Source organism: Rhizobium cauense (assembly GCF_019511525.1).
Taxonomy (GTDB): Bacteria; Pseudomonadota; Alphaproteobacteria; order Rhizobiales; family Rhizobiaceae; genus Rhizobium; species Rhizobium cauense.
Genome location: NZ_JAEUAT010000010.1, coordinates 61,965 through 79,675, shown reverse-complemented (window position 1 = coordinate 79,675; position 17,711 = coordinate 61,965). Strand labels below are relative to the sequence as shown.

Genomic DNA, 17,711 nt, shown 5'->3' with positions numbered 1-17,711 from the left:
GCCGATAGGATTTCGAAAAATGACGCGGCATGCACGCGAGCGGTTGCCGGATTGATTCAGAAACCCGGCCTATCTGCCTGTTTCTACAAACGGAGATAGCAAATGCCGCCGACTTTGGCAAAGTGTCGGGCGTGCAATGCGCTCGTCCGGAGGTTAGGCGCCATCGCGGATCGATGTCGCCACCTCAAACAGCTGCGGGACGGCAGGGTTGTTGGAGGTGGCCGGGGCGCAGAGGACGATATCGAACTCCGGGGCATCGGCGATCGGTCTTGAAACCAGCCCCTCGGCCAGATCCGAGCACAGTGACTGCGGGATCAGCGCAATGCCGAGGCCTTCGGCGACGAGCCGGATGATGGTGTGCTGCAGGCGCGGTTCGAGCGCGAAATGCGGGACGACGCCTGCGGCCACGCAGTAGTTTCTGATGGCATCGCGCAGGGTTGGCGTTACGCTTGCGGGCGCGGCGATCAATCGTTCGCCTTGCAGATGCCTTGGCTCGGCCTGTTCGATGCGCGCGAGCGGATGGCTGTCGGGCACGATCAGGCGGAGGCGGTCGCGGGCGAGAAGTGCTGTCCGCAGGTGCGGCGCGGGACTGCCGCCGAAGGTGACGGCGGCGTCAAGGCGGCCTTCGATCAGCATTTCTTCGATATCGGTCGGTATGCGTTCCTCAAGGACGAGGCGTACATCCGGCCGCGTCGTGGAATACAGCCGCACCAGCGCCGGCACGACGCTGTAGGCGGCGTTCATCATGAAGCCCAGCTTCAGCTCGCCCTTTACGCCCGATGCCACCAGCTGCACGTCGCGGCAGGCGGCATCGAAATGGGCAAGTATGGCGCGGCATTCTTCGAGGAAATGCCTGCCGGCCGCCGTCAGCGCGACGTTGCGGGAATTGCGTTCGACGAGCCGGGCCCCGAGGCTACGCTCGATCGCCGCGATCTGGCGGCTGAAGGGCGGCTGGCTCATGTTCATGCGCGCCGCGGCATGGCCGAAGTGCAGCGTCTCCGCCAAGGCCACGAAATAGCGCATGTGGCGCGTGTCCATTCAATACCTCCAAGGCATCAATCAGCCACCAAACCGACATTGGATTATCTTGATGTCAGGCGGTAGACAATGGTCTTTGCAACCTGAGTGCCTCCCATGCTCACCAATCTCATGATCGTCCTGCCGATCTTCGCCCTGATACTGACCGGATGGATTGCGCGGAAATCCGGCGCACTCGGTCCGAACGCGACGCGCGAGGTCAACCGGCTGGTGGTCTATCTGGCGCTACCCGCCCTGCTCTTCGACATCATGGCCAATGCCAAGCCCTCGCAGATCTGGCAGCCCGGCTTCATCCTGGCGTTTACGTCGGGCTGCGCCATCATCTTCGGGGCGACGCTGTGGTGGCGGATGGCCAAGGGGCGGCAGCTGGCCGATGCGGCGATCGACAGCCTGAATGCCAGCTACGCCAACACCGGTTTCGTCGGTTTTCCACTGGTGCTGTCGTTGGTCGGCGATTCCGGCATGGCGCCGACGCTGATCTCGACGATCCTGACGGTCTGCGTGCTCTTCGCGGTTGCCATCGTGCTGATCGAGGGCGGACTACAATCGGAGACACGGCGGCGTGATGTCGCCACGAAGACCTTCGTTTCGCTGGCCAAAAACCCGCTGTTGATCGCGCCCGTGCTCGGCGCGCTGTTCATGCTCTCAGGCGTGCCGCTGCCGGCGCCCATGCATTCCTTCCTGAAGCTTCTCGGCGGCGCGGCCTCGCCCTGCGCGCTGATCGCGCTCGGCCTGTTCCTGGCGGGTTCGAAAGCGGGCGCTGCCACCGAGCGGGCAGCGACCACAGGCATTCTCGTCGGGCTCAAGCTGATCGCGCAGCCTGCCGTGACGTGGATCATCGCCGGTCCGCTGCTCAGGCTGCCGCCGGTTGCCGTGCACACCGCCGTCCTGCTTGCGGCACTGCCGACCGGCACCGGGCCGTTCATGCTGGCCGAATTCTATGGGCGAGAGGCGAGCCTGACGGGGCGCGTCGTGCTTGCCTCGACGGTGCTGTCGATCGCGACGATTTCGGCCTATCTCGCCATCGCCGGGCAGTGATGCCCTACCCGATTTCCAGCAGCAGCGCGCGATGGTCGGAGACCTCGGGATGGGCCACCGGATCGAACACTGCCACATAAACATCCGCCGTCACCAGCATGTAGTCGGCGTAGCGGCCGTCCTTGGTGTAGTGCGACGTCCTCGTATCGGTGTGGCCGCGGGAGGTGACCAGATCGGTGAGGCCGAGTTCGGCCAATGCCGCGAAGGTCGCGCTGTCAGGCAGAAGGTTGAGATCGCCGCAGACGACCAGCCGTTCGCCCGGTCGCCAGATGCGGCGGATCAGCGAGACCAGCGATTGCGCCTGGGCATGGCGGGCCGGTGTATCGCCCTTGCCGGCGAGGTCGCGCAGACCGTGCAGCTGGGCGATGGTGATGGGCTGACTTCTCGCGTAGTCGAAGATCCTGAGGCAGTGGGCGTTGCGCGGGCGCGGATGCTCGCCGTAGCCATCGCCGGAGAAATCGCCATGCACGAAATCGATTGCGTGGCCGATGACCGGATAGCTGTTGCGCACGAAGGTGGCGAGGCCGAATTCGGACCAGACCTGCCGATCGCCATCGAAGAGCGTGCCGCGCGCCGTCGGCGCAAAGAAGGCGTCGTGATGGGGAAGGATCGCCTTGATCTCATCGAAGAGATTGGCGCGCTGCGGCAGGATATCGCTGCCATCGCGGTACTCCAGCCAGTCCGAGGTAACGCCCACCGAACGGGTCACTTCCTGCAGGCAGAGGACGTCGGGATCGGCATCGAGAAGATAGCGGACCAGCGACTCGTGAAGCTTGCCGCCCCAGGCATTCAGCGAGATCACGCGCACCGCAGCCCTCCTCAGGCGTTGATTCAAGCGCTTGCCGGATTGATTCAGGCAAGCACCTCATGTGGCTGTTTTCATGCGGGTTGAGCCGCCGCCTCTACCGCTTCTTGAACGGCTCCATGCCCTTGCGGGCAAGCTCGTCAGCGCGTTCGTTTTCGGGGTGACCGGCGTGGCCTTTGACCCAGTGCCATTTGACCTTGTGGCGCTGGTTGGCGGCATCGAGCGCCTGCCAGAGCTCGCCGTTCTTCACCGGCTTCTTGTCGGCGGTCTTCCAGCCGTTTTTCTTCCAGCCGAAGATCCACTTGGAGATGCCGTCCATGACGTATTTGCTGTCGGTGTGGAGATCGACTTCGCAGGCGCTCTTCAGCGCCGTCAACGCCGAGATGGCGGCCAGCAGTTCCATGCGGTTGTTGGTCGTTTCCGCCTCGCCGCCGCAAAGTTCCTTCTCGACCTCGCCATAGCGCAGCACCGCGCCCCAGCCACCGGGGCCGGGATTTCCGGAGCAGGCGCCGTCGGTGTAGATATCGACATGCTTCATGCCGACAGCCCGTATTCGGCAGCGTTGGCGATCTGCCGGTGGAAGCGCAGCTTGCGCAGATATTCGAGCGGGTCCTTCTTGGTGACCAGCGCGCCCTCGGGCGTTGTCAGCCAGTCGTAGAGCCGCGTCAGGAAGAACCGCAGCGCCGAGCCACGCGACAGGATTGGAAGTGCCGCAAGTTCGGCATCGCTGAGTGGCCGGACGCTCTGGTAGCCATCGAGCATCGCCATGCCTTTGGTGATGTTGTAGGCACCGTCCTTCTCGAAGCACCAGGCGTTCAGGATGATCGAGACGTCATAGGCAAGCAGGTCGTTGCAGGCGAAATAGAAGTCGATCAGGCCCGAGAGGTCGTCGCCAAGGAAGAAAACGTTGTCGGGGAAAAGATCGGCGTGGATGACACCCGATGGGAGATCCTTCGGCCAGTGGCTCGCGAGGAAATCAAGCTCGGTGCGAATTTCGTTCTGCAGCCCCTTTTCCACCTCGTCGGCACGAGCCTCGGACTTCTCCCAGAGCACCTGCCAGCCATCGACGGAAAGCGCATTCGGACGCTTGAGCTCGAAGCCTTCGCCGGCGACGTGCATCTGTGCCAGCGCCTTGCCGACCTCGCGGCAATGCTTGGCCTCGGGCTTGCGCAGCCACATGCCTTCCAGGAACGAGATCAGCGCTGCAGGGCGGTCTGACAGGGTACCGAGCAGGGCCCCGTCCTTTCGCGGCAAAGGCAGCGGGCAGGACAGGCCGCGGGCGGCCAGATGCTGCATCAACCCCAGAAAGAACGGCAGATCGTTCTTTTCGACGCGCTTCTCGTAAAGCGTGAGGATTAGCGGCTCATTCGTAGTGTGGAGCAAGAAGTTCGAGTTCTCGACGCCTTCCGCGATGCCCTTGTAGGACAGCAGCGTTCCGGCATCGTACTCCGTCAGGAACCACTTCAAATCGTCTTCGGAAATATCGGTATAGACTGCCAATTTACGTCCCACGAAAGTGTTTGATCAATCGAACGCCAGCGCCCGGCAGAGCGTTGGCAGCCACTGCAATCGTCCCCTCGACGACTGCTCCCCTAACCGGGATTGCGGCTCACCCGTTCACCCACGCCATATCCTCATGCGTGAGCTCTATGCTGCGCAGTTCGCGGTTGACGAGGAAATGCTCGTTTTCCTGAACCGTCTCGGCAAGCTCGACCTTGGCATCGAAGCGCGCGCGGAAGGCCTCGATGATCTCGTTCACGATCACCTCGGGCGCCGATGCGCCGGCTGACAGACCAAGCGTGGAGATCGGACCAATCTCATCCCAATCCAGTTCCGAGGCGCGTTGCACGAGGAGCGACTTCTTCGCCCCTGCCCTGAGCGCCACCTCGACGAGCCGCTTGGAGTTCGAGGAGTTCGGCGCTCCAACGATGATGAAGAGATCACAGCCGGGGGCTGCCTGTTTGACCACTTCCTGGCGGTTGGTCGTCGCGTAACAGATCGAGTCCGCCGCAGGCGCAGTCAGATTGGGGAAGCGCTCCTGCAGGCGTGTGATGACGCCGGCCGTGTCGTCCACCGATAGTGTCGTCTGCGTCACGTAGCCGAGATTGTCGGGATCAGCGGGCTCGTAAGCGTCGGCGTCCTCGATCGTCTCGATCAGCGATACCGATCCTTCGGGCAGCTGCCCCATGGTCCCAATCACTTCGGGGTGGCCGGCGTGGCCGATCAGGACGACGTGGCGACCGAGCTTGTTGTGGCGCATCGCCTGCTTGTGCACCTTCGAGACCAACGGGCATGTGGCGTCGAGATAGAAGAGGTTGCGCGCGCTGGCATCTTCCGGGACAGACTTCGGTACCCCATGGGCGGAGAAGACGACCGGCTGAGCGCGGTGCTCTTCCGGAATCTCGTTCAGTTCCTCGACGAAGACAGCGCCCTTGGCTTCCAAGCCTTCGACCACATACCTGTTGTGGACAATCTCATGGCGGACATAAACGGGCGCACCATAGGATTTCAGCGCCAACACGACGATCTGGATGGCACGGTCGACGCCGGCGCAGAAGCCGCGCGGTCCGCAGAGCCTGATCGTCAAGGGAGGTTTCGCCGCAATATTCATGTCTGTTCCGGTTCGTAGGGATAGGGCTCTCTAGAGCCTTTCAGGATTAAATTGAAGCGTTCTGTTGGCTCAAACGGAGTCGGATGGTCGACTGGCCGGCGCGCGTCGTAGCCATACTCTACGGCCAAGCCGGCCCGTCGATCAGGCGGCCCGTTTCAGCCAACCCGAAGGGCCGGGCATCTTTCCGCCAGGATCAGAGGCGATCGGCTCGGACGTACCTTGGGGTATGCCCTTCGCCAATCGCCTCTGCTCCTGACGAAAACCTGCTCCGGCAGAACGCTTCAATTTAACCCTGAAAGGCTCTAGCCCAATATAGGCAAGAATTGAAGCGATACTATTGCGCCGCCCCCCGCTTACGGAAACGGGCGACCACGACGATGATGACAAGCGTTGCCGCAAGGCCATACCATGTAAACGCATATTGCAGATGGTTGTTGGGCAGGTCGACATCGGTCACGCCACCGATCGGCAGCCCCTTCGGATTGGGAGTGTCATCTGCGTCCACGAAGAAAGGAACCACCTCAGCCCTGTCCAGCCCAACGCTGGAGGCCATGACGTCGAGGTCCTTCCAGTAAAAGATGTTCTTGGGGACGTCGTTGTCGGGCACGGCCCACGATGGCTTGCCGAGAAGCTTCGCACGGGCAAGACCGATCATCGTCTGCTGACCGGTCAGCTGGCCCTGCATGCGCATTTCCGGTTCCTTGTTCTCATAGGGAACGAAACCTCTGTTGACGAAGAGATAGCGGCCATCGGCTAGCTGTAGTGGCGTGTAGACGTAAAAGCCCGTCCGGCCGTGCCAGGTGGCGAAGAAGTGCCGCTCCTTGCTGTTGACGTATTCGCCACTAACCGTGATGTGGCGATAGTCTATATCCTCGCCCTTCGCGGCCAGCGCTTCGATGTCGGCAAGCGATGCCGGCGGTGTCACGCGGCGCTCGGCGATATTGGAAAGCAACTTTTCCTTCCAGTGCAGCCGCTCGACCTGCCAGGTACCGAGCGAGAGGAGAATGGCGAGCGCAACGAGCACCGCGATGCCGGTCAGCACCGACCGCTTTCGGCTTGGCGCCGAGATTTCGAATTCAGTCACGGGAGAGGCGCCCCTCGCTGGCGTTGTGGCGATACTGCATCGCGATGAGGATCCCCTTGCAGCAGCGTAGGGCAAGCAGGCAGAGAATGACCGTGAGCGGGCCGAACAGCAGAATGTGCAGCCAGATCGGTGGCGCGTAGTTGACCTCAAGCCACAGCACTGAACCGATGATGATAAAGCCGACGATCAGGATAACGAACACCGCGGGACCATCACCGGCATCGGCAAAGGCGTAATCGAGACCGCAGGCCGAGCAGTTCGGCTTCAGCGCCAGCAGGCCGTTGAAGAGCTTCCCCTGGCCACAGCGCGGGCAGCATCCCTTGATGCCCGTCCTGACTGGATCGACCGGTGGGAAATGTGCGCTGTCCTCGTTCATGCCATCCTTCCAATTGCCTATGGCCAACTGGTTCCTCCGCCATAACTCACCCATAAAGTAATCACAGAGGGAAGGGAAATACCTGCGCTCTTTCGCCCCAGCGATTCGCGCCAAACAGAAGAAGAAAACTGATGACATACGACAGCTCGGCCGGACAGATCGTTATCCTGAACGGCGCCCCGCGCAGCGGAAAATCGTCGATCGCCAACGCGATCCAGGAGCACTTCGATGGCCCCTGGATGAACTTTGGCGTCGACACCTACAACAGCATGACCGCGGAACGCTATCTGCCGGGAATCGGGCTGCGCCCGGGCGGGGAGCGCCCCGACCTCGAGGAAATGATTCCGTTCTTCTACGCCGCACTCTACGAGTCGATCGCCATCCATGCCGGGCTCGGCCTCAATGTCGTGGCCGACCTCGGCCATCACGACAGCTACTCTCAACCGCTCGGCATTCTCGCCGATTGTGCGCGCCGGCTTGAGGGACTGCCGGTGCTTTTCGTCGGTGTCAGATGTCCGATCAAGGTCATCATGAAAAGGCGAAACATCCCGGCGCCAGGTCGTCACTCGCTCTACGTCACGGCAACCGAAGATGAGGCCGTCCCCCATCCCGTCCAGCTCTGGCAGGAACAGGTCCATATTCCCGGTATCTACGACCTTGAGGTCGACACGTCAGTGCTGACACCCTTCGAATGCGCCGAAGCAATCCGGCAGCGCCTGGACCTCGGCATTCCCGAACCATCCGCATTCGAGCGCATCGCCGCCATGCGGTGATCGCAAAACAAAAGGGCGGGTGCCGTGGCACCCGCCCTTTTCAATTCCGTAATCCCGGCTCAGCCTGCGTGCAGTGGAGCGCCCCAGCCACCCCAGACGTAGATGCAGAAGAACAGGAAGAGCCATACGACGTCGACGAAGTGCCAGTACCAGGCAGCCGCCTCGAAGCCGAAATGCTGCTTCGGCGTGAAGTCGCCACGGATCGCACGCAGCAGGCAGACCAGCAGGAAAATGGTACCGACGAAAACGTGGAAACCATGGAAACCGGTGGCCATGAAGAAGGTCGCGCCGTAGATCGAATTCTTGAAGGCGAACGGAGCGTGGGCGTATTCGTAAGCCTGGACAGCCGAGAACAGGATGCCGAGCAGAACGGTAAGCGTCAGCCCCTGGATCAGGCCGCGGCGGTCATTGTGCAGCAGCGCGTGGTGCGCCCAGGTGACGGTCGTGCCTGAGAGAAGCAGGATGACCGTGTTGTAGATCGGCAGATGCCAGGGATCGAGGACTTCGATGCCCTTCGGCGGCCACTGACCACCGGTGTAGGCAAGGCGCGAGGCCTGGATGGCTTCATTCGGGAACAGGCTCACGTCGAAATAAGCCCAGAACCAAGCGACGAAGAACATCACTTCAGAAGCGATGAACATGATCATGCCGTAGCGAAGGTGCAGCGATACGACACGCGTGTGTGCCCCCTCGTGTGCTTCCTTCACGGTGTCCGACCACCAGCCGAACATGACGTAGAGAATGATCGCGAGGCCGATGAAGAACAGCCACGGATGCGCCCATTCAACACCGAACAGGTGCAGCGAGCCACCGTTGAGGTAGCGCATGTAACCGACGCCGCCGAACGTGATGACGAACGCACCGATCGAGGCCAGCAGCGGCCACGGGCTCGGATCGATGATATGGTAGTCGTGATGTTTCTGATGAGCATCAGCCATGTAAGCTATCCCCGGATCTCTTCCTCTCCGCTCCGGCATGGCCGGAAACGAACCTCAATCAAAGTTTCTTTTCAAGCTTCACCGTTCCACCCTCATTCGAAGCCAGCGGCTTCGGTCCCTCCTTCGGGTAGAACGTATAGGACAATGTGACGGTGTGGATGTCTTTCGATTCCACAGCCTTGGTAATATCAGGATCGATATAGAACACGACCGGCATTTCGAGCTTTTCGCCCGGCTTCAGAACGGTTTCGTTGAAGCAGAAGCACTGCACCTTGTTGAAATAGGCGCCCGCCTCGCCGGGAGTCACGTTGAATACAGCGGCACCGCGCTGCGTTTCATTCGACTTGTTCTCGGCGATAAAATTGACCTGGATCGTTTCGCCGATACGCGGATTGACCTCGTACTGGACAGGCTTGAATTCCCAGGAAAGGCCGGGCGCGACGTTGGCATCGAAGGTGACCCGCATCTTGCGGTCGAGAATCACGCTGGAGGCCTGCTCGACCCGCTGCGTGGTGCCGTTATATCCGGTGACCTGGCAGAAAAGCCTGTAGAGCGGCACTGCGGCGTAGCTTGCAGCCCCCATGCCGAAAGCGAAGGCAAGGCACATGAAAACGACGGCGCCATTGTTGCGCGGCTTTCTCGGCGTGCTTTGCGTCTCGCTCATCTCACATATGCCCCGAGGTGAACTTTACGATCGTGATTGCGTAGAACAGGACGACCAGACCGCCCAGGACGAGGCCCAGAGCGACATTACGGTTGCGGCGCGACTTGCGCTGCGCGTCCGTTAGCTTGACGACATCCATCAGGAAATGCCTCCCATGTGAGAAACGAGCACGGCGGCGAGCCGGTCGAACATCAGGGCGGAGAAGATCGCGAAGAGATACAGGATCGAGTAGCCGAAGAGCTTCTTGGCCGGGATCATCTTCTCGTCGCCATCCGGCATCCGCCAGACGGCGATGGAACAGTAGATGAAGATTGCGCCGAGCGCTGCAGCAACCAGTCCATAACCGAGGCTTGCAAATCCGAGCACCGTCGGCAACACCCCGCACACGGCGGTCAGCACGGCATAGACAACAATCTGATGCTTGGTGGTGCGCTCGCCCGCGACATTCGGCAGCATCGGAACGCCGACCGCCTCATAGTCTCCCATCTTGAACAGCGCCAGCGCCCAGAAGTGAGCCGGCGTCCAGAGGAAGATGATCATGAAAAGGACGAAGCTTTCGATCGTCACGGTACCGGTCACGCAAGCCCAGCCGATCATCGGCGGAAACGCGCCTGCTGCACCGCCGATGACGATGTTCTGCGAGGTCGAGCGCTTCAGCCACATCGTGTAGATGACGGCGTAGAAGAAGATCGTAAAGGCAAGGATCGAGGCTGCCAGCCAGTTCACGGCGAGCCCGAGGATCGTCACCGAAAAGCAGGAAAGCACGAGACCGAACGCCAGTGCCTCGCGCGGAGCGATGCGGCCAGCCGGGATCGGACGGGTTGCAGTCCGCGTCATGATGGCGTCGATGTCGGCGTCGTACCACATGTTCAATGCGCCGGAAGCACCTGCGCCGATGGCAATGCAAAGAATGGCGATGAGGCCCAGAACCGGATTGATATGGCCCGGTGCCAGAACGAGGCCGGCGAAGGCCGTGAAAACCACGAGCGACATGACGCGCGGCTTCAGAAGCTCGAAATAATCGCGCGCATTCGCTTCCGACAGGCGGAACTCGCCGTCGTGTGCAAGAGCTTTGCGATTGCCGATTACTGTCATTCTCTTGTCCTGCAAACTTGTAAGCCGACCGCCGCACTGTAACACGCGGCGGTCGCAATTTCTCGCATCTTACTTGATGCGCGGGAGCTGTTCCCACTGGTGATAGGGCGGCGGCGAAGACAGCTGCCATTCGAGAGTGGTTGCGCCCTCACCCCACGGATTGTCACCGGCCACGCGCTTCTTGGCGAACGCTTCGAAAACGCTGACCAGGAAGATCAGGACGCCGACGGCCGAGATGTAGGAGCCGATCGAGGAAACGTAGTTCCAGCCGGCGAATGCATCCGGATAGTCGATGTAACGGCGCGGCATGCCTGCGAGACCGAGGAAGTGCTGCGGGAAGAACACCAGGTTGACGCCGATGAACATGACCCAGAAGTGCAGCTTGCCCAGGAACTCGTTGTACATGTAGCCGGTCATCTTCGGGAACCAGTAGTACCAGGCAGCGAAGATTGCGAACACGGCGCCGAGCGACAGAACGTAGTGGAAGTGAGCCACGACGTAGTAGGTGTCATGCAGCGAGCGGTCGAGGCCGGCATTGGCGAGCTGGACGCCCGTAACGCCACCGACGGTGAACAGGAAGATGAAGCCGATCGCCCAGACCATCGGCGTGCGGAAGGTGATCGAGCCACCCCACATCGTCGCGATCCAGGAGAAGATCTTCACGCCCGTCGGAACGGCAATGACCATCGTTGCGAACACGAAGTAGCGCTGCGCATCGAGCGACAGGCCGACCGTGTACATGTGGTGCGCCCAGACGACGAAGCCGACGGCACCGATCGCGACCATGGCGTAGGCCATGCCGAGGTAGCCGAAAACCGGCTTGCGCGAGAAGGTCGAGATGATGTGGCTGACGATGCCGAAGCCCGGCAGGATCAGGATGTAGACTTCCGGGTGACCGAAGAACCAGAACAGGTGCTGGTAGAGGATCGGGTCGCCGCCGCCCTCCGGCACGAAGAAGGACGTGCCGAAGTTGCGGTCGGTCAGCATCATGGTGATGGCGCCGGCGAGAACCGGGAGCGACAGCAGGAGCAGGAAGGCGGTGATCAGAACCGACCAGGCAAACAGCGGCATCTTGTGCAGCGTCATGCCGGGAGCGCGCATGTTCAGGATCGTGGTGATGAAGTTGATCGCGCCGAGGATCGAGGAAGCACCTGCGACGTGGAGCGCAAAGATCGCAAGGTCAACCGCGGGGCCAGGCGTGCCCGAACTCGACAGCGGCGGATACATCGTCCAGCCGCCACCTGCACCGTAAGCACCGGCAGGACCTTCGACGAACATCGACATGATGAGCAGAAGGAAGGCCGGAACGATCAGCCAGAAGGAAATGTTGTTCAAACGCGGGAACGCCATGTCAGGCGCACCGATCATGATCGGCACCATCCAGTTGGCGAAGCCACCGATCATCGCCGGCATGACCATGAAGAAGATCATGATCAGCGCGTGCGCTGTGGTGAACATGTTGAACATCTGCTTGGCGCCGTCGATGGCGGCGTCGCCTTCATAGCCGTAAACCATGGCGGCCAGACCGTGGAAGATCTGGATGCCCGGCTCCTGCAGCTCCATGCGCATGGCAACGGAGAGCGCGCCGCCGATGATGCCGGCGATGATCGCGAAGATCAGGTAGAGCGTGCCGATATCCTTGTGGTTCGTCGAAAAGAACCAGCGATTGATGAAGCTCGGCTTGTGCGAGTGATCGTGGTGGTCGTCATGGGCGTGCGCGCCATGAGAGTGATCGTGTGCGTGACGATCGTCGTGTGCGGAAGGTCCAGCCATGTCCCGTTCCCTCTTCCCTTACTGTGCGACGTTTTCGGCAACGTCGACGGTCTTTGCAGAGCCATCGGTTGCGGCCATGAGTGTCTTGTACGCGCCAGGCAAATCGCTGGCAGCAGCGGCGAGCCACTGCTTGTACTTGTCCTCGGAAACGACGTGGATGGCGATCGGCATGAACGCGTGATCCTTGCCGCAAAGCTCGGAGCACTGTCCGTAGAACATGCCTTCACGCTCGGCGCGGAACCAGGTTTCGTTCAGGCGACCCGGAACGGCATCGATCTTGACGCCGAACGACGGCATTGCAAAAGCATGAATGACGTCGGTCGGGGCAGCGGTCACAAGAACGCGGACGGTCTTGTTGACTGGCAGAACCAGCTCGTTGTCCACAGCCAGGAGGCGCGGATACTTCGACTTGTCTTCCTTGCCGGCGGCCGCGCGGTCCTGATCCTTCAGAAGATAGGAATCGAAGGCGACCGGGGTTTCGCCCGAACCTTCATATTCGTAGTTCCACTGCCACTGGGTGGCCGTCGCCTTGATGGTGACGTCAGGATTTTCCGGAAGCGTCAGCTGAGCAGTCAAAAGGTTGAACGACGGCACAGCGAGGAAAAGAAGCGCGAGAACCGGTCCCACGGTCCAGGCTACTTCGATGGCCGTATTGTGGCTCGTCTTGGACGGCACCGGGTTTGCCCCAGCGCGGAACTTAAGACAGACGACGATAAGAAGGACCAGAACGAAGAGCGTGATCGGAACGATAAACCAAAGGGTGTATTGTTCGAACCAATGAATGTCCCGCATGATCGGCGTGGCTGCCGGCTGCAATGTTGCCTGCCACGGCGTCGGCTGGTCGGCATAACTGCCGGAAGCAAAAAGCAGACAGACCAGCGCGGTCAGAGCTGCATAAGCCTTCTTAATCACCTTAAAATCTCCCTCGAGCGCTGATCTGCGTAAAATGCGCGCAGAATCCTTGCCATCCTCAGCGCTTCAAACCACAGTTTGCCATCCGCCGCAACATCACAAAGCATTTGCCTGTGCGGCATTTTCGCTTTCAAACAGGTTCATCCAAGCATAACGAAACACTCCATCTTTTCGTCGTCGCCTCTAAAAAGACGCTTGCGACGGGCAGACTCCGCCAACAATCTCGCGTAAAGGTCCGATTTCCGCCGTAGTCCCCGGCTTTTCAGCGTGTGGGGCTTTTCATTTTTGGTGTCGCGCCCCAACTTAGCGGCACTGATTCGAACTGCAGAGGTTTTCATGGGTTTTCGTTCCCTCGCACGGCCATTCGTGCTGACAGCGTGCATCGCGGCCGCAGCAACTGCTCCCGCTTTCGCCCAGCAGCCGGCGCAGCCTGCGCCAACGCCTCCGGCTTCGCAGGCAACACCTGGGCAGACGCAACCTCAGGCGCCCGGCACCGTTAGGTCGAACCACGGCGCATGGTCCGTCGTGTGCGACAAGCCGGCCGGCGCCTCGGCTGAGCAGTGCGCGCTAATGCAGAACGTCATTGCCGAAGACCGCCCGGAAGTCGGGCTCTCCGTCGTGGTACTGAAGACTGCCGACCGGAAGTCAAAAATCCTGCGCGTTCTGGCGCCTCTCGGCGTCCTGCTGCCGAACGGCCTTGGCCTCAACGTCGACGGCAAGGATATCGGTCGTGCTTATTTCGTCCGCTGCTTCGCCGATGGCTGCTATGCCGAGGTCGTTCTTGAGGACGAGCTTCTGAAGACGTTCCGCAGCGGCGCGAGCGCCACCTTCATCGTCTTCCAGACGCCAGAGGAAGGGATCGGCATCCCTGTCGATCTCAAGGGTTTCGCCGAAGGCTACGACGCCCTCCCCTGATCGTCTCGATTTTCGGACTTGCTCGAACCGTCCCCCGGACCTACATCGGCTGAAAGCATTCCTGCTTCAGCGGAGCATAAAGACATGAATACGGATCTCCTTACGCTTTTCGATGCCGACGAAGCGAAGATGCGCTCGCTTGTCGCCGAGGCGCTTTCGGGCGCTGATGACGGGGAGCTCTACATCGAACATGCCCAGGCGGAATCGCTGATGTTCGACAACGGACGCCTCAAGGGCGGCAGCTTCAATACGGAGCAGGGCTTTGGCCTGCGCGCGGTTGCCGGCGAGGCAGTGGGCTATGCACATGCCGGCGACCTCTCTGTGGCCGCATTGAAGCGCGCCGCCGACGCAGTCGGTGCTGTCACCCGCGGTTATTCCGGCAGCTATGCCGCCGCTCCCCAGCGGACAAACAAGAAGCTCTATTCCGACGAGAACCCGATCGGCACACCCACCTTCGAAGACAAGGTCAAGGTGCTGACCGATATCGACGCCTATCTGCGCGGTAAGGACGACAAGGTACGGCAGGTGACCGCATCGGTCGCCGCCAGCTGGCAGGTTGTTGACATTCTGCGCGCCGATGGCCACCGCGTTCGCGATATCCGCCCGATGACGCGCATCAATATTTCGGTCATCGTGGGCGAAGGCGAGCGCCAGGAGAGCGGCTCCTACGGCAGCGGCGGGCGCATCGGTTTTGGCGACTTCATCGCCGAGGACAGCTGGCAATTCGGCGCGGACGAAGCGCTGCGGCAAGCGCTGGTGAACCTCGAAGCGATCGAAGCACCGGCAGGCACCATGGACGTGGTGCTCGGTTCCGGATGGCCGGGCGTCATGCTGCACGAAGCTGTCGGCCACGGGCTTGAAGGCGACTTCAACCGAAAGAAGACATCGGCCTTTGCCGGACTTCTTGGCCAGATGGTTGCGGCTCCCGGCGTGACCGTCGTCGACGACGGTACCATCGACCACCGCCGCGGCTCGATCACCATCGATGACGAGGGTACACCGTCCGCTTACAACGTCCTGATCGAAAACGGCAAACTCGTCGGCTACATGCAGGACCGGCAGAATGCGCGCCTGATGGGCATGGCGCCTACCGGCAACGGCCGCCGTCAGGGCTATGCGCATGTTCCGATGCCCCGCATGACCAACACCTACATGCTCGGCGGTGACAAGACGCCGGAAGAAATCATCTCCTCCGTCAAGAAGGGCATCTATGCCGTCTCGTTCGGTGGTGGGCAGGTGGATATCACCTCAGGCAAATTCGTGTTCGGCTGCACCGAGGCCTACCTGATCGACAACGGCAAGATCGGCGCCCCGATCAAGGGGGCGATGCTGATCGGCAACGGACCTGACGCCATGAAACGCGTTTCGATGGTCGGCAACGACATGAAGCTCGACACCGGCATCGGCAATTGCGGCAAGGCCGGACAGTGGGTTCCGGTTGGCGTCGGCCAGCCTCACCTCAGGATGGACCAGGTGACTGTCGGCGGAACAAAGGCCTGAGAGCAGTAGCGTTGAGCGAGATCGAAATCAGACCCTTCGTCGGCGCCGACCTCGGCGGCGTTCTAGCGGTGATCCTGCCTATCCAGTGCGAGGAATTCGGTATCGCGATCACGGCCAACGACCAGCCGGATCTCGCTGTCATTCCCGAATTCTATCAAGCCGGCAAAGGTCAGTTCTGGGTCGCCGTTCGCAACGGCCAGGTTGTCGGCACGCTCGGGCTGAAGGACATCGGGAACAACCAGACCGCTTTGCGCAAGATGTTCGTCGCGGCTGACGTACGCGGCCGCGAGCATGGCGTTGCAAACCGGCTGCTGTCGCAACTGGTGGCACATGCGGAGGATCACGGCATCAAGGATATCTTCCTTGGGACGACCGACAAGTTCCTCGCCGCGCATCGCTTCTACGAAAAGAACGGCTTTTCGGAAGTTTCGAAGGGCGAGCTTCCGCAGTCGTTTCCGCTTATGGCCGTGGACACCAAATTCTATCGGCGCGGGATCACTGCGGCCTAAGAACTGGGCTGTTCGGGCTGGAAGAGCCACTTGCGCCTGATAGCTGCCGAGAGATCCAAATTGTTCCTGTGGGCAAAAAGAAGGATGTGCCCGAGGACGTCGGCCGCCTCGTCTGCAAGATCGCGCCTGAGCTCCTCATCCGACCTGCCCTTCTTGCGTCCTCGCCCGCTGACGCGGTTCCAAGCTTGGGTGAGCTCGCCGATTTCCTCCTGAAGCTTTAGAAGAAACCAGTCCGCATCGCGATCTATCCCGTTGGCATCGGCATAGTTCCGTGAAGCGCGCTCGAACTTTTCGGCGAGATCATGCAGCATGACGTTCTCCTTTTGTTTACGTAGGAGAACTCTGATTCTATTGGAAAGTCGAGATGGGTCAGCCGTGTTCGGGCAGCAACATGCAGTCGTAGGAGCGCTTTCTCAGAGCATCGCAGGCCGACGTTGCAGCTTCGCGGCTCGGGAAACCGATAAAGCGGGCGCGATAGACCGTATTTGCGCCGTTGCCGACAGCCTCGGTAAAGGGCAACGCCTTCTTCAGGGCTGGGCCCCCCTCAGCCTTGGCCTGGGCAAGAAGCGCGCGGGCGGCATCGTCGCTCGGGGCTGCCGAAATCTGAATCTGCCAGTCGCCGGAAGCAGATGGTGCGCCGGCGGCTTTGGCTGCCGGCTTGCCGACATTGGCGATCTCGGCAAGGGCGGATGGACGTTCCATCGGCACTGTCGCATCGCTCAGATAACCGAGCGCCTTTGGTGACAGCTCACTGGTACGCGGCGCGTTTTCCGGGATCGGCATGTCGCTGTCGTCCGCCGCGGAAGCAACTTCCACAGATTGACGAGCGTTGTTGCTTGCGACCAGTTTTGCTCCCCCAGACGAGGAAGCGCGGCCGAGATACTTGTCGAGCAGACCCGCCATCTTGTCGTCGCGGCTGCGAGCGGTGCGTCCGCCGAGCACGACGCCGACGACTCGGCGGTTGCCATCCCTTACGGCGCTGACCAGATTGAAGCCGGACGCGTTGGTGTAGCCGGTCTTGATGCCGTCCATGCCCTGATACCGGTACATCAGGTTGTTGTGGCCGCGGATCGTGCGTCCGCGGAAGGTGAAGCTTGCCGCCGAGAACAGTCGGTACTCACTCGGGAAGTTCCGCATCAGCGCCACGGCAAGCGTGGACATGTCGCGCGCGGTCGTGACCTGGCGGCCATCCGGAAGGCCGGAGGCATTGTAGAAAGCCGTGCGGTTCATGCCGAGCTGCCGGGCCTTCTGCGTCATCATTCGGGCAAAATTGCTTTCCGAGCCACCAAGCTTCTCACCCATCGCGGCTGCGGCATCGTTGGCCGACTTGGTGATCATGCCAAGGATCGCTTCGCGAACCGTAATGGAGTCACCGGCGCGAACGCCGAGCTTTGTCGGGGGCCGCGAGGCGGCGTATTTCGACATGACGAGCGGCGTGTCCCAGCCAATCTTGCCGCGTTTGATCGCCTCGAAGGCCATGTAGATGGTCATCATCTTCGTCAGCGAAGCGGGATGGTTCAAAACATCGGCATTTTCGGCACTGAGAACCTTGCCGGTTCTCGCATCGAGGATAAGCGAGGCGCTGCCTGCCATCGCCGTCAACGGCGCCGCAACGACGAGCGTCGCGGTCAAAAACGCGGCCAACAGCTTCTTCATGCATTTCCCCTCGATGAGCGCGAA

The 17,711-nt window shown here is 61.1% G+C and carries 20 protein-coding genes; 5 read left to right on the top strand and 15 right to left on the bottom strand.

From position 1 onward, the window contains the following. Window positions 1-153: 153 nt before the first annotated feature. Complete coding sequence (locus tag JNB88_RS19365) at window positions 154-1,038, bottom strand: LysR family transcriptional regulator (RefSeq protein ID WP_220356869.1); 885 nt, start codon at window positions 1,036-1,038, stop codon at window positions 154-156. Between the two features lie 96 nt (window positions 1,039-1,134). Between JNB88_RS19365 and JNB88_RS19360 the strand changes: the two genes are divergently transcribed. Further along, window positions 1,135-2,076 carry an AEC family transporter gene (locus JNB88_RS19360; RefSeq protein WP_220356868.1) on the top strand — a complete coding sequence of 314 codons (942 nt, stop codon included), beginning with the start codon at window positions 1,135-1,137 and terminating at the stop codon, window positions 2,074-2,076. 4 nt (window positions 2,077-2,080) lie between these two features. Here JNB88_RS19360 and JNB88_RS19355 read toward each other — a convergent pair whose 3' ends face one another. The 6 genes from JNB88_RS19355 to JNB88_RS19330 form a co-directional block, all read right to left on the bottom strand. Continuing rightward, window positions 2,081-2,884 (bottom strand): endonuclease/exonuclease/phosphatase family protein, encoded by an 804-nt coding sequence (locus tag JNB88_RS19355; RefSeq protein WP_220356867.1) that lies wholly within the window; start codon window positions 2,882-2,884, stop codon window positions 2,081-2,083. 94 nt (window positions 2,885-2,978) lie between these two features. Next, entirely contained in the window at window positions 2,979-3,419 is a 441-nt protein-coding gene (gene rnhA, locus JNB88_RS19350) for a ribonuclease HI (RefSeq protein ID WP_018902017.1), read from the bottom strand. After that, window positions 3,416-4,381 carry a homoserine kinase gene (locus JNB88_RS19345; RefSeq protein ID WP_220356866.1) on the bottom strand — a complete coding sequence of 322 codons (966 nt, stop codon included), beginning with the start codon at window positions 4,379-4,381 and terminating at the stop codon, window positions 3,416-3,418. The genes rnhA and JNB88_RS19345 overlap by 4 nt, the downstream gene beginning before the upstream one ends. A 109-nt stretch (window positions 4,382-4,490) precedes the next feature. After that, on the bottom strand, window positions 4,491-5,492 hold the full coding sequence (gene ispH / locus JNB88_RS19340; RefSeq protein WP_037135715.1) for a 4-hydroxy-3-methylbut-2-enyl diphosphate reductase: 1,002 nt from the start codon (window positions 5,490-5,492) through the stop codon (window positions 4,491-4,493). Window positions 5,493-5,826: 334 nt separating this feature from the next. After that, window positions 5,827-6,576: an SURF1 family protein gene (locus tag JNB88_RS19335; protein ID WP_220356865.1), complete on the bottom strand. Its 750-nt coding sequence runs from the start codon at window positions 6,574-6,576 to the stop codon at window positions 5,827-5,829. Further along, window positions 6,569-6,952, bottom strand: coding sequence for a DUF983 domain-containing protein (locus tag JNB88_RS19330; RefSeq protein ID WP_037135713.1), 384 nt, complete (start codon window positions 6,950-6,952; stop codon window positions 6,569-6,571). Before JNB88_RS19330 ends, JNB88_RS19335 begins: the two co-directional genes overlap by 8 nt. A gap of 131 nt (window positions 6,953-7,083) precedes the next feature. Between JNB88_RS19330 and JNB88_RS19325 the strand changes: the two genes are divergently transcribed. Further along, window positions 7,084-7,725: a chloramphenicol phosphotransferase CPT family protein gene (locus JNB88_RS19325; RefSeq protein WP_220356864.1), complete on the top strand. Its 642-nt coding sequence runs from the start codon at window positions 7,084-7,086 to the stop codon at window positions 7,723-7,725. 59 nt (window positions 7,726-7,784) lie between these two features. Here JNB88_RS19325 and JNB88_RS19320 read toward each other — a convergent pair whose 3' ends face one another. The 6 genes from JNB88_RS19320 to coxB all read right to left on the bottom strand — a co-directional run bounded on the left by JNB88_RS19320 (window position 7,785) and on the right by coxB (window position 13,107). Then, entirely contained in the window at window positions 7,785-8,663 is an 879-nt protein-coding gene (locus JNB88_RS19320) for a cytochrome c oxidase subunit 3 (RefSeq protein ID WP_037135711.1), read from the bottom strand. Window positions 8,664-8,721: 58 nt separating this feature from the next. Further along, window positions 8,722-9,327 carry a cytochrome c oxidase assembly protein gene (locus tag JNB88_RS19315; RefSeq protein WP_220356863.1) on the bottom strand — a complete coding sequence of 202 codons (606 nt, stop codon included), beginning with the start codon at window positions 9,325-9,327 and terminating at the stop codon, window positions 8,722-8,724. 1 nt (window position 9,328) lies between these two features. After that, entirely contained in the window at window positions 9,329-9,466 is a 138-nt protein-coding gene (locus JNB88_RS19310; protein WP_037135708.1) for a hypothetical protein, read from the bottom strand. Continuing rightward, a complete protein-coding gene (locus JNB88_RS19305; protein ID WP_037135707.1) occupies window positions 9,466-10,422 on the bottom strand; it encodes a heme o synthase in 957 nt (318 codons plus the stop codon). The genes JNB88_RS19310 and JNB88_RS19305 overlap by 1 nt, the downstream gene beginning before the upstream one ends. A 69-nt stretch (window positions 10,423-10,491) precedes the next feature. Next, complete coding sequence (gene ctaD / locus JNB88_RS19300; protein ID WP_037135706.1) at window positions 10,492-12,195, bottom strand: cytochrome c oxidase subunit I; 1,704 nt, start codon at window positions 12,193-12,195, stop codon at window positions 10,492-10,494. Window positions 12,196-12,213: 18 nt separating this feature from the next. After that, entirely contained in the window at window positions 12,214-13,107 is an 894-nt protein-coding gene (coxB, locus tag JNB88_RS19295; RefSeq protein WP_220356862.1) for a cytochrome c oxidase subunit II, read from the bottom strand. Between the two features lie 336 nt (window positions 13,108-13,443). On the opposite strand from coxB, the gene JNB88_RS19290 reads away from it, so the two are divergent. From JNB88_RS19290 to JNB88_RS19280, 3 genes are all read left to right on the top strand, one after another. Further along, window positions 13,444-14,022, top strand: a complete 579-nt coding sequence (locus JNB88_RS19290; protein WP_037135702.1) for an invasion associated locus B family protein — start codon at window positions 13,444-13,446, stop codon at window positions 14,020-14,022. 84 nt (window positions 14,023-14,106) lie between these two features. Further along, window positions 14,107-15,522 (top strand): metalloprotease TldD, encoded by a 1,416-nt coding sequence (gene tldD / locus JNB88_RS19285; protein WP_220356861.1) that lies wholly within the window; start codon window positions 14,107-14,109, stop codon window positions 15,520-15,522. An 11-nt stretch (window positions 15,523-15,533) separates the two neighbouring features. Then, window positions 15,534-16,031: a GNAT family N-acetyltransferase gene (locus JNB88_RS19280; protein ID WP_220356860.1), complete on the top strand. Its 498-nt coding sequence runs from the start codon at window positions 15,534-15,536 to the stop codon at window positions 16,029-16,031. Here the strand turns inward: JNB88_RS19280 and JNB88_RS19275 are convergent. Both JNB88_RS19275 and JNB88_RS19270 read right to left on the bottom strand, forming a co-directional pair. Beyond that, complete coding sequence (locus JNB88_RS19275) at window positions 16,028-16,342, bottom strand: nucleoside triphosphate pyrophosphohydrolase family protein (RefSeq protein WP_037135696.1); 315 nt, start codon at window positions 16,340-16,342, stop codon at window positions 16,028-16,030. The genes JNB88_RS19280 and JNB88_RS19275 overlap by 4 nt on opposite strands. Before the next feature lie 58 nt (window positions 16,343-16,400). Beyond that, window positions 16,401-17,687, bottom strand: coding sequence for a D-alanyl-D-alanine carboxypeptidase (locus JNB88_RS19270; protein WP_220356859.1), 1,287 nt, complete (start codon window positions 17,685-17,687; stop codon window positions 16,401-16,403). Window positions 17,688-17,711: the final 24 nt, after the last annotated feature.

What these genes read in the sequence shown, in the direction of transcription:
- JNB88_RS19305 (WP_037135707.1), bottom strand. Translation starts at nt 10,422, where the DNA reads ATGACAGTAATCGGCAATCGCAAAGCTCTTGCACACGACGGCGAGTTC.
- JNB88_RS19315 (WP_220356863.1), bottom strand. Translation starts at nt 9,327, where the DNA reads ATGAGCGAGACGCAAAGCACGCCGAGAAAGCCGCGCAACAATGGCGCC.
- JNB88_RS19360 (WP_220356868.1), top strand. Translation starts at nt 1,135, where the DNA reads ATGCTCACCAATCTCATGATCGTCCTGCCGATCTTCGCCCTGATACTG.
- rnhA (WP_018902017.1), bottom strand. Translation starts at nt 3,419, where the DNA reads ATGAAGCATGTCGATATCTACACCGACGGCGCCTGCTCCGGAAATCCC.
- ispH (WP_037135715.1), bottom strand. Translation starts at nt 5,492, where the DNA reads ATGAATATTGCGGCGAAACCTCCCTTGACGATCAGGCTCTGCGGACCG.
- JNB88_RS19325 (WP_220356864.1), top strand. Translation starts at nt 7,084, where the DNA reads ATGACATACGACAGCTCGGCCGGACAGATCGTTATCCTGAACGGCGCC.
- JNB88_RS19310 (WP_037135708.1), bottom strand. Translation starts at nt 9,466, where the DNA reads ATGGATGTCGTCAAGCTAACGGACGCGCAGCGCAAGTCGCGCCGCAAC.
- JNB88_RS19275 (WP_037135696.1), bottom strand. Translation starts at nt 16,342, where the DNA reads ATGCTGCATGATCTCGCCGAAAAGTTCGAGCGCGCTTCACGGAACTAT.
- JNB88_RS19270 (WP_220356859.1), bottom strand. Translation starts at nt 17,687, where the DNA reads ATGAAGAAGCTGTTGGCCGCGTTTTTGACCGCGACGCTCGTCGTTGCG.
- JNB88_RS19290 (WP_037135702.1), top strand. Translation starts at nt 13,444, where the DNA reads ATGGGTTTTCGTTCCCTCGCACGGCCATTCGTGCTGACAGCGTGCATC.
- JNB88_RS19365 (WP_220356869.1), bottom strand. Translation starts at nt 1,038, where the DNA reads ATGGACACGCGCCACATGCGCTATTTCGTGGCCTTGGCGGAGACGCTG.
- JNB88_RS19320 (WP_037135711.1), bottom strand. Translation starts at nt 8,663, where the DNA reads ATGGCTGATGCTCATCAGAAACATCACGACTACCATATCATCGATCCG.
- ctaD (WP_037135706.1), bottom strand. Translation starts at nt 12,195, where the DNA reads ATGGCTGGACCTTCCGCACACGACGATCGTCACGCACACGATCACTCT.
- tldD (WP_220356861.1), top strand. Translation starts at nt 14,107, where the DNA reads ATGAATACGGATCTCCTTACGCTTTTCGATGCCGACGAAGCGAAGATG.
- JNB88_RS19330 (WP_037135713.1), bottom strand. Translation starts at nt 6,952, where the DNA reads ATGAACGAGGACAGCGCACATTTCCCACCGGTCGATCCAGTCAGGACG.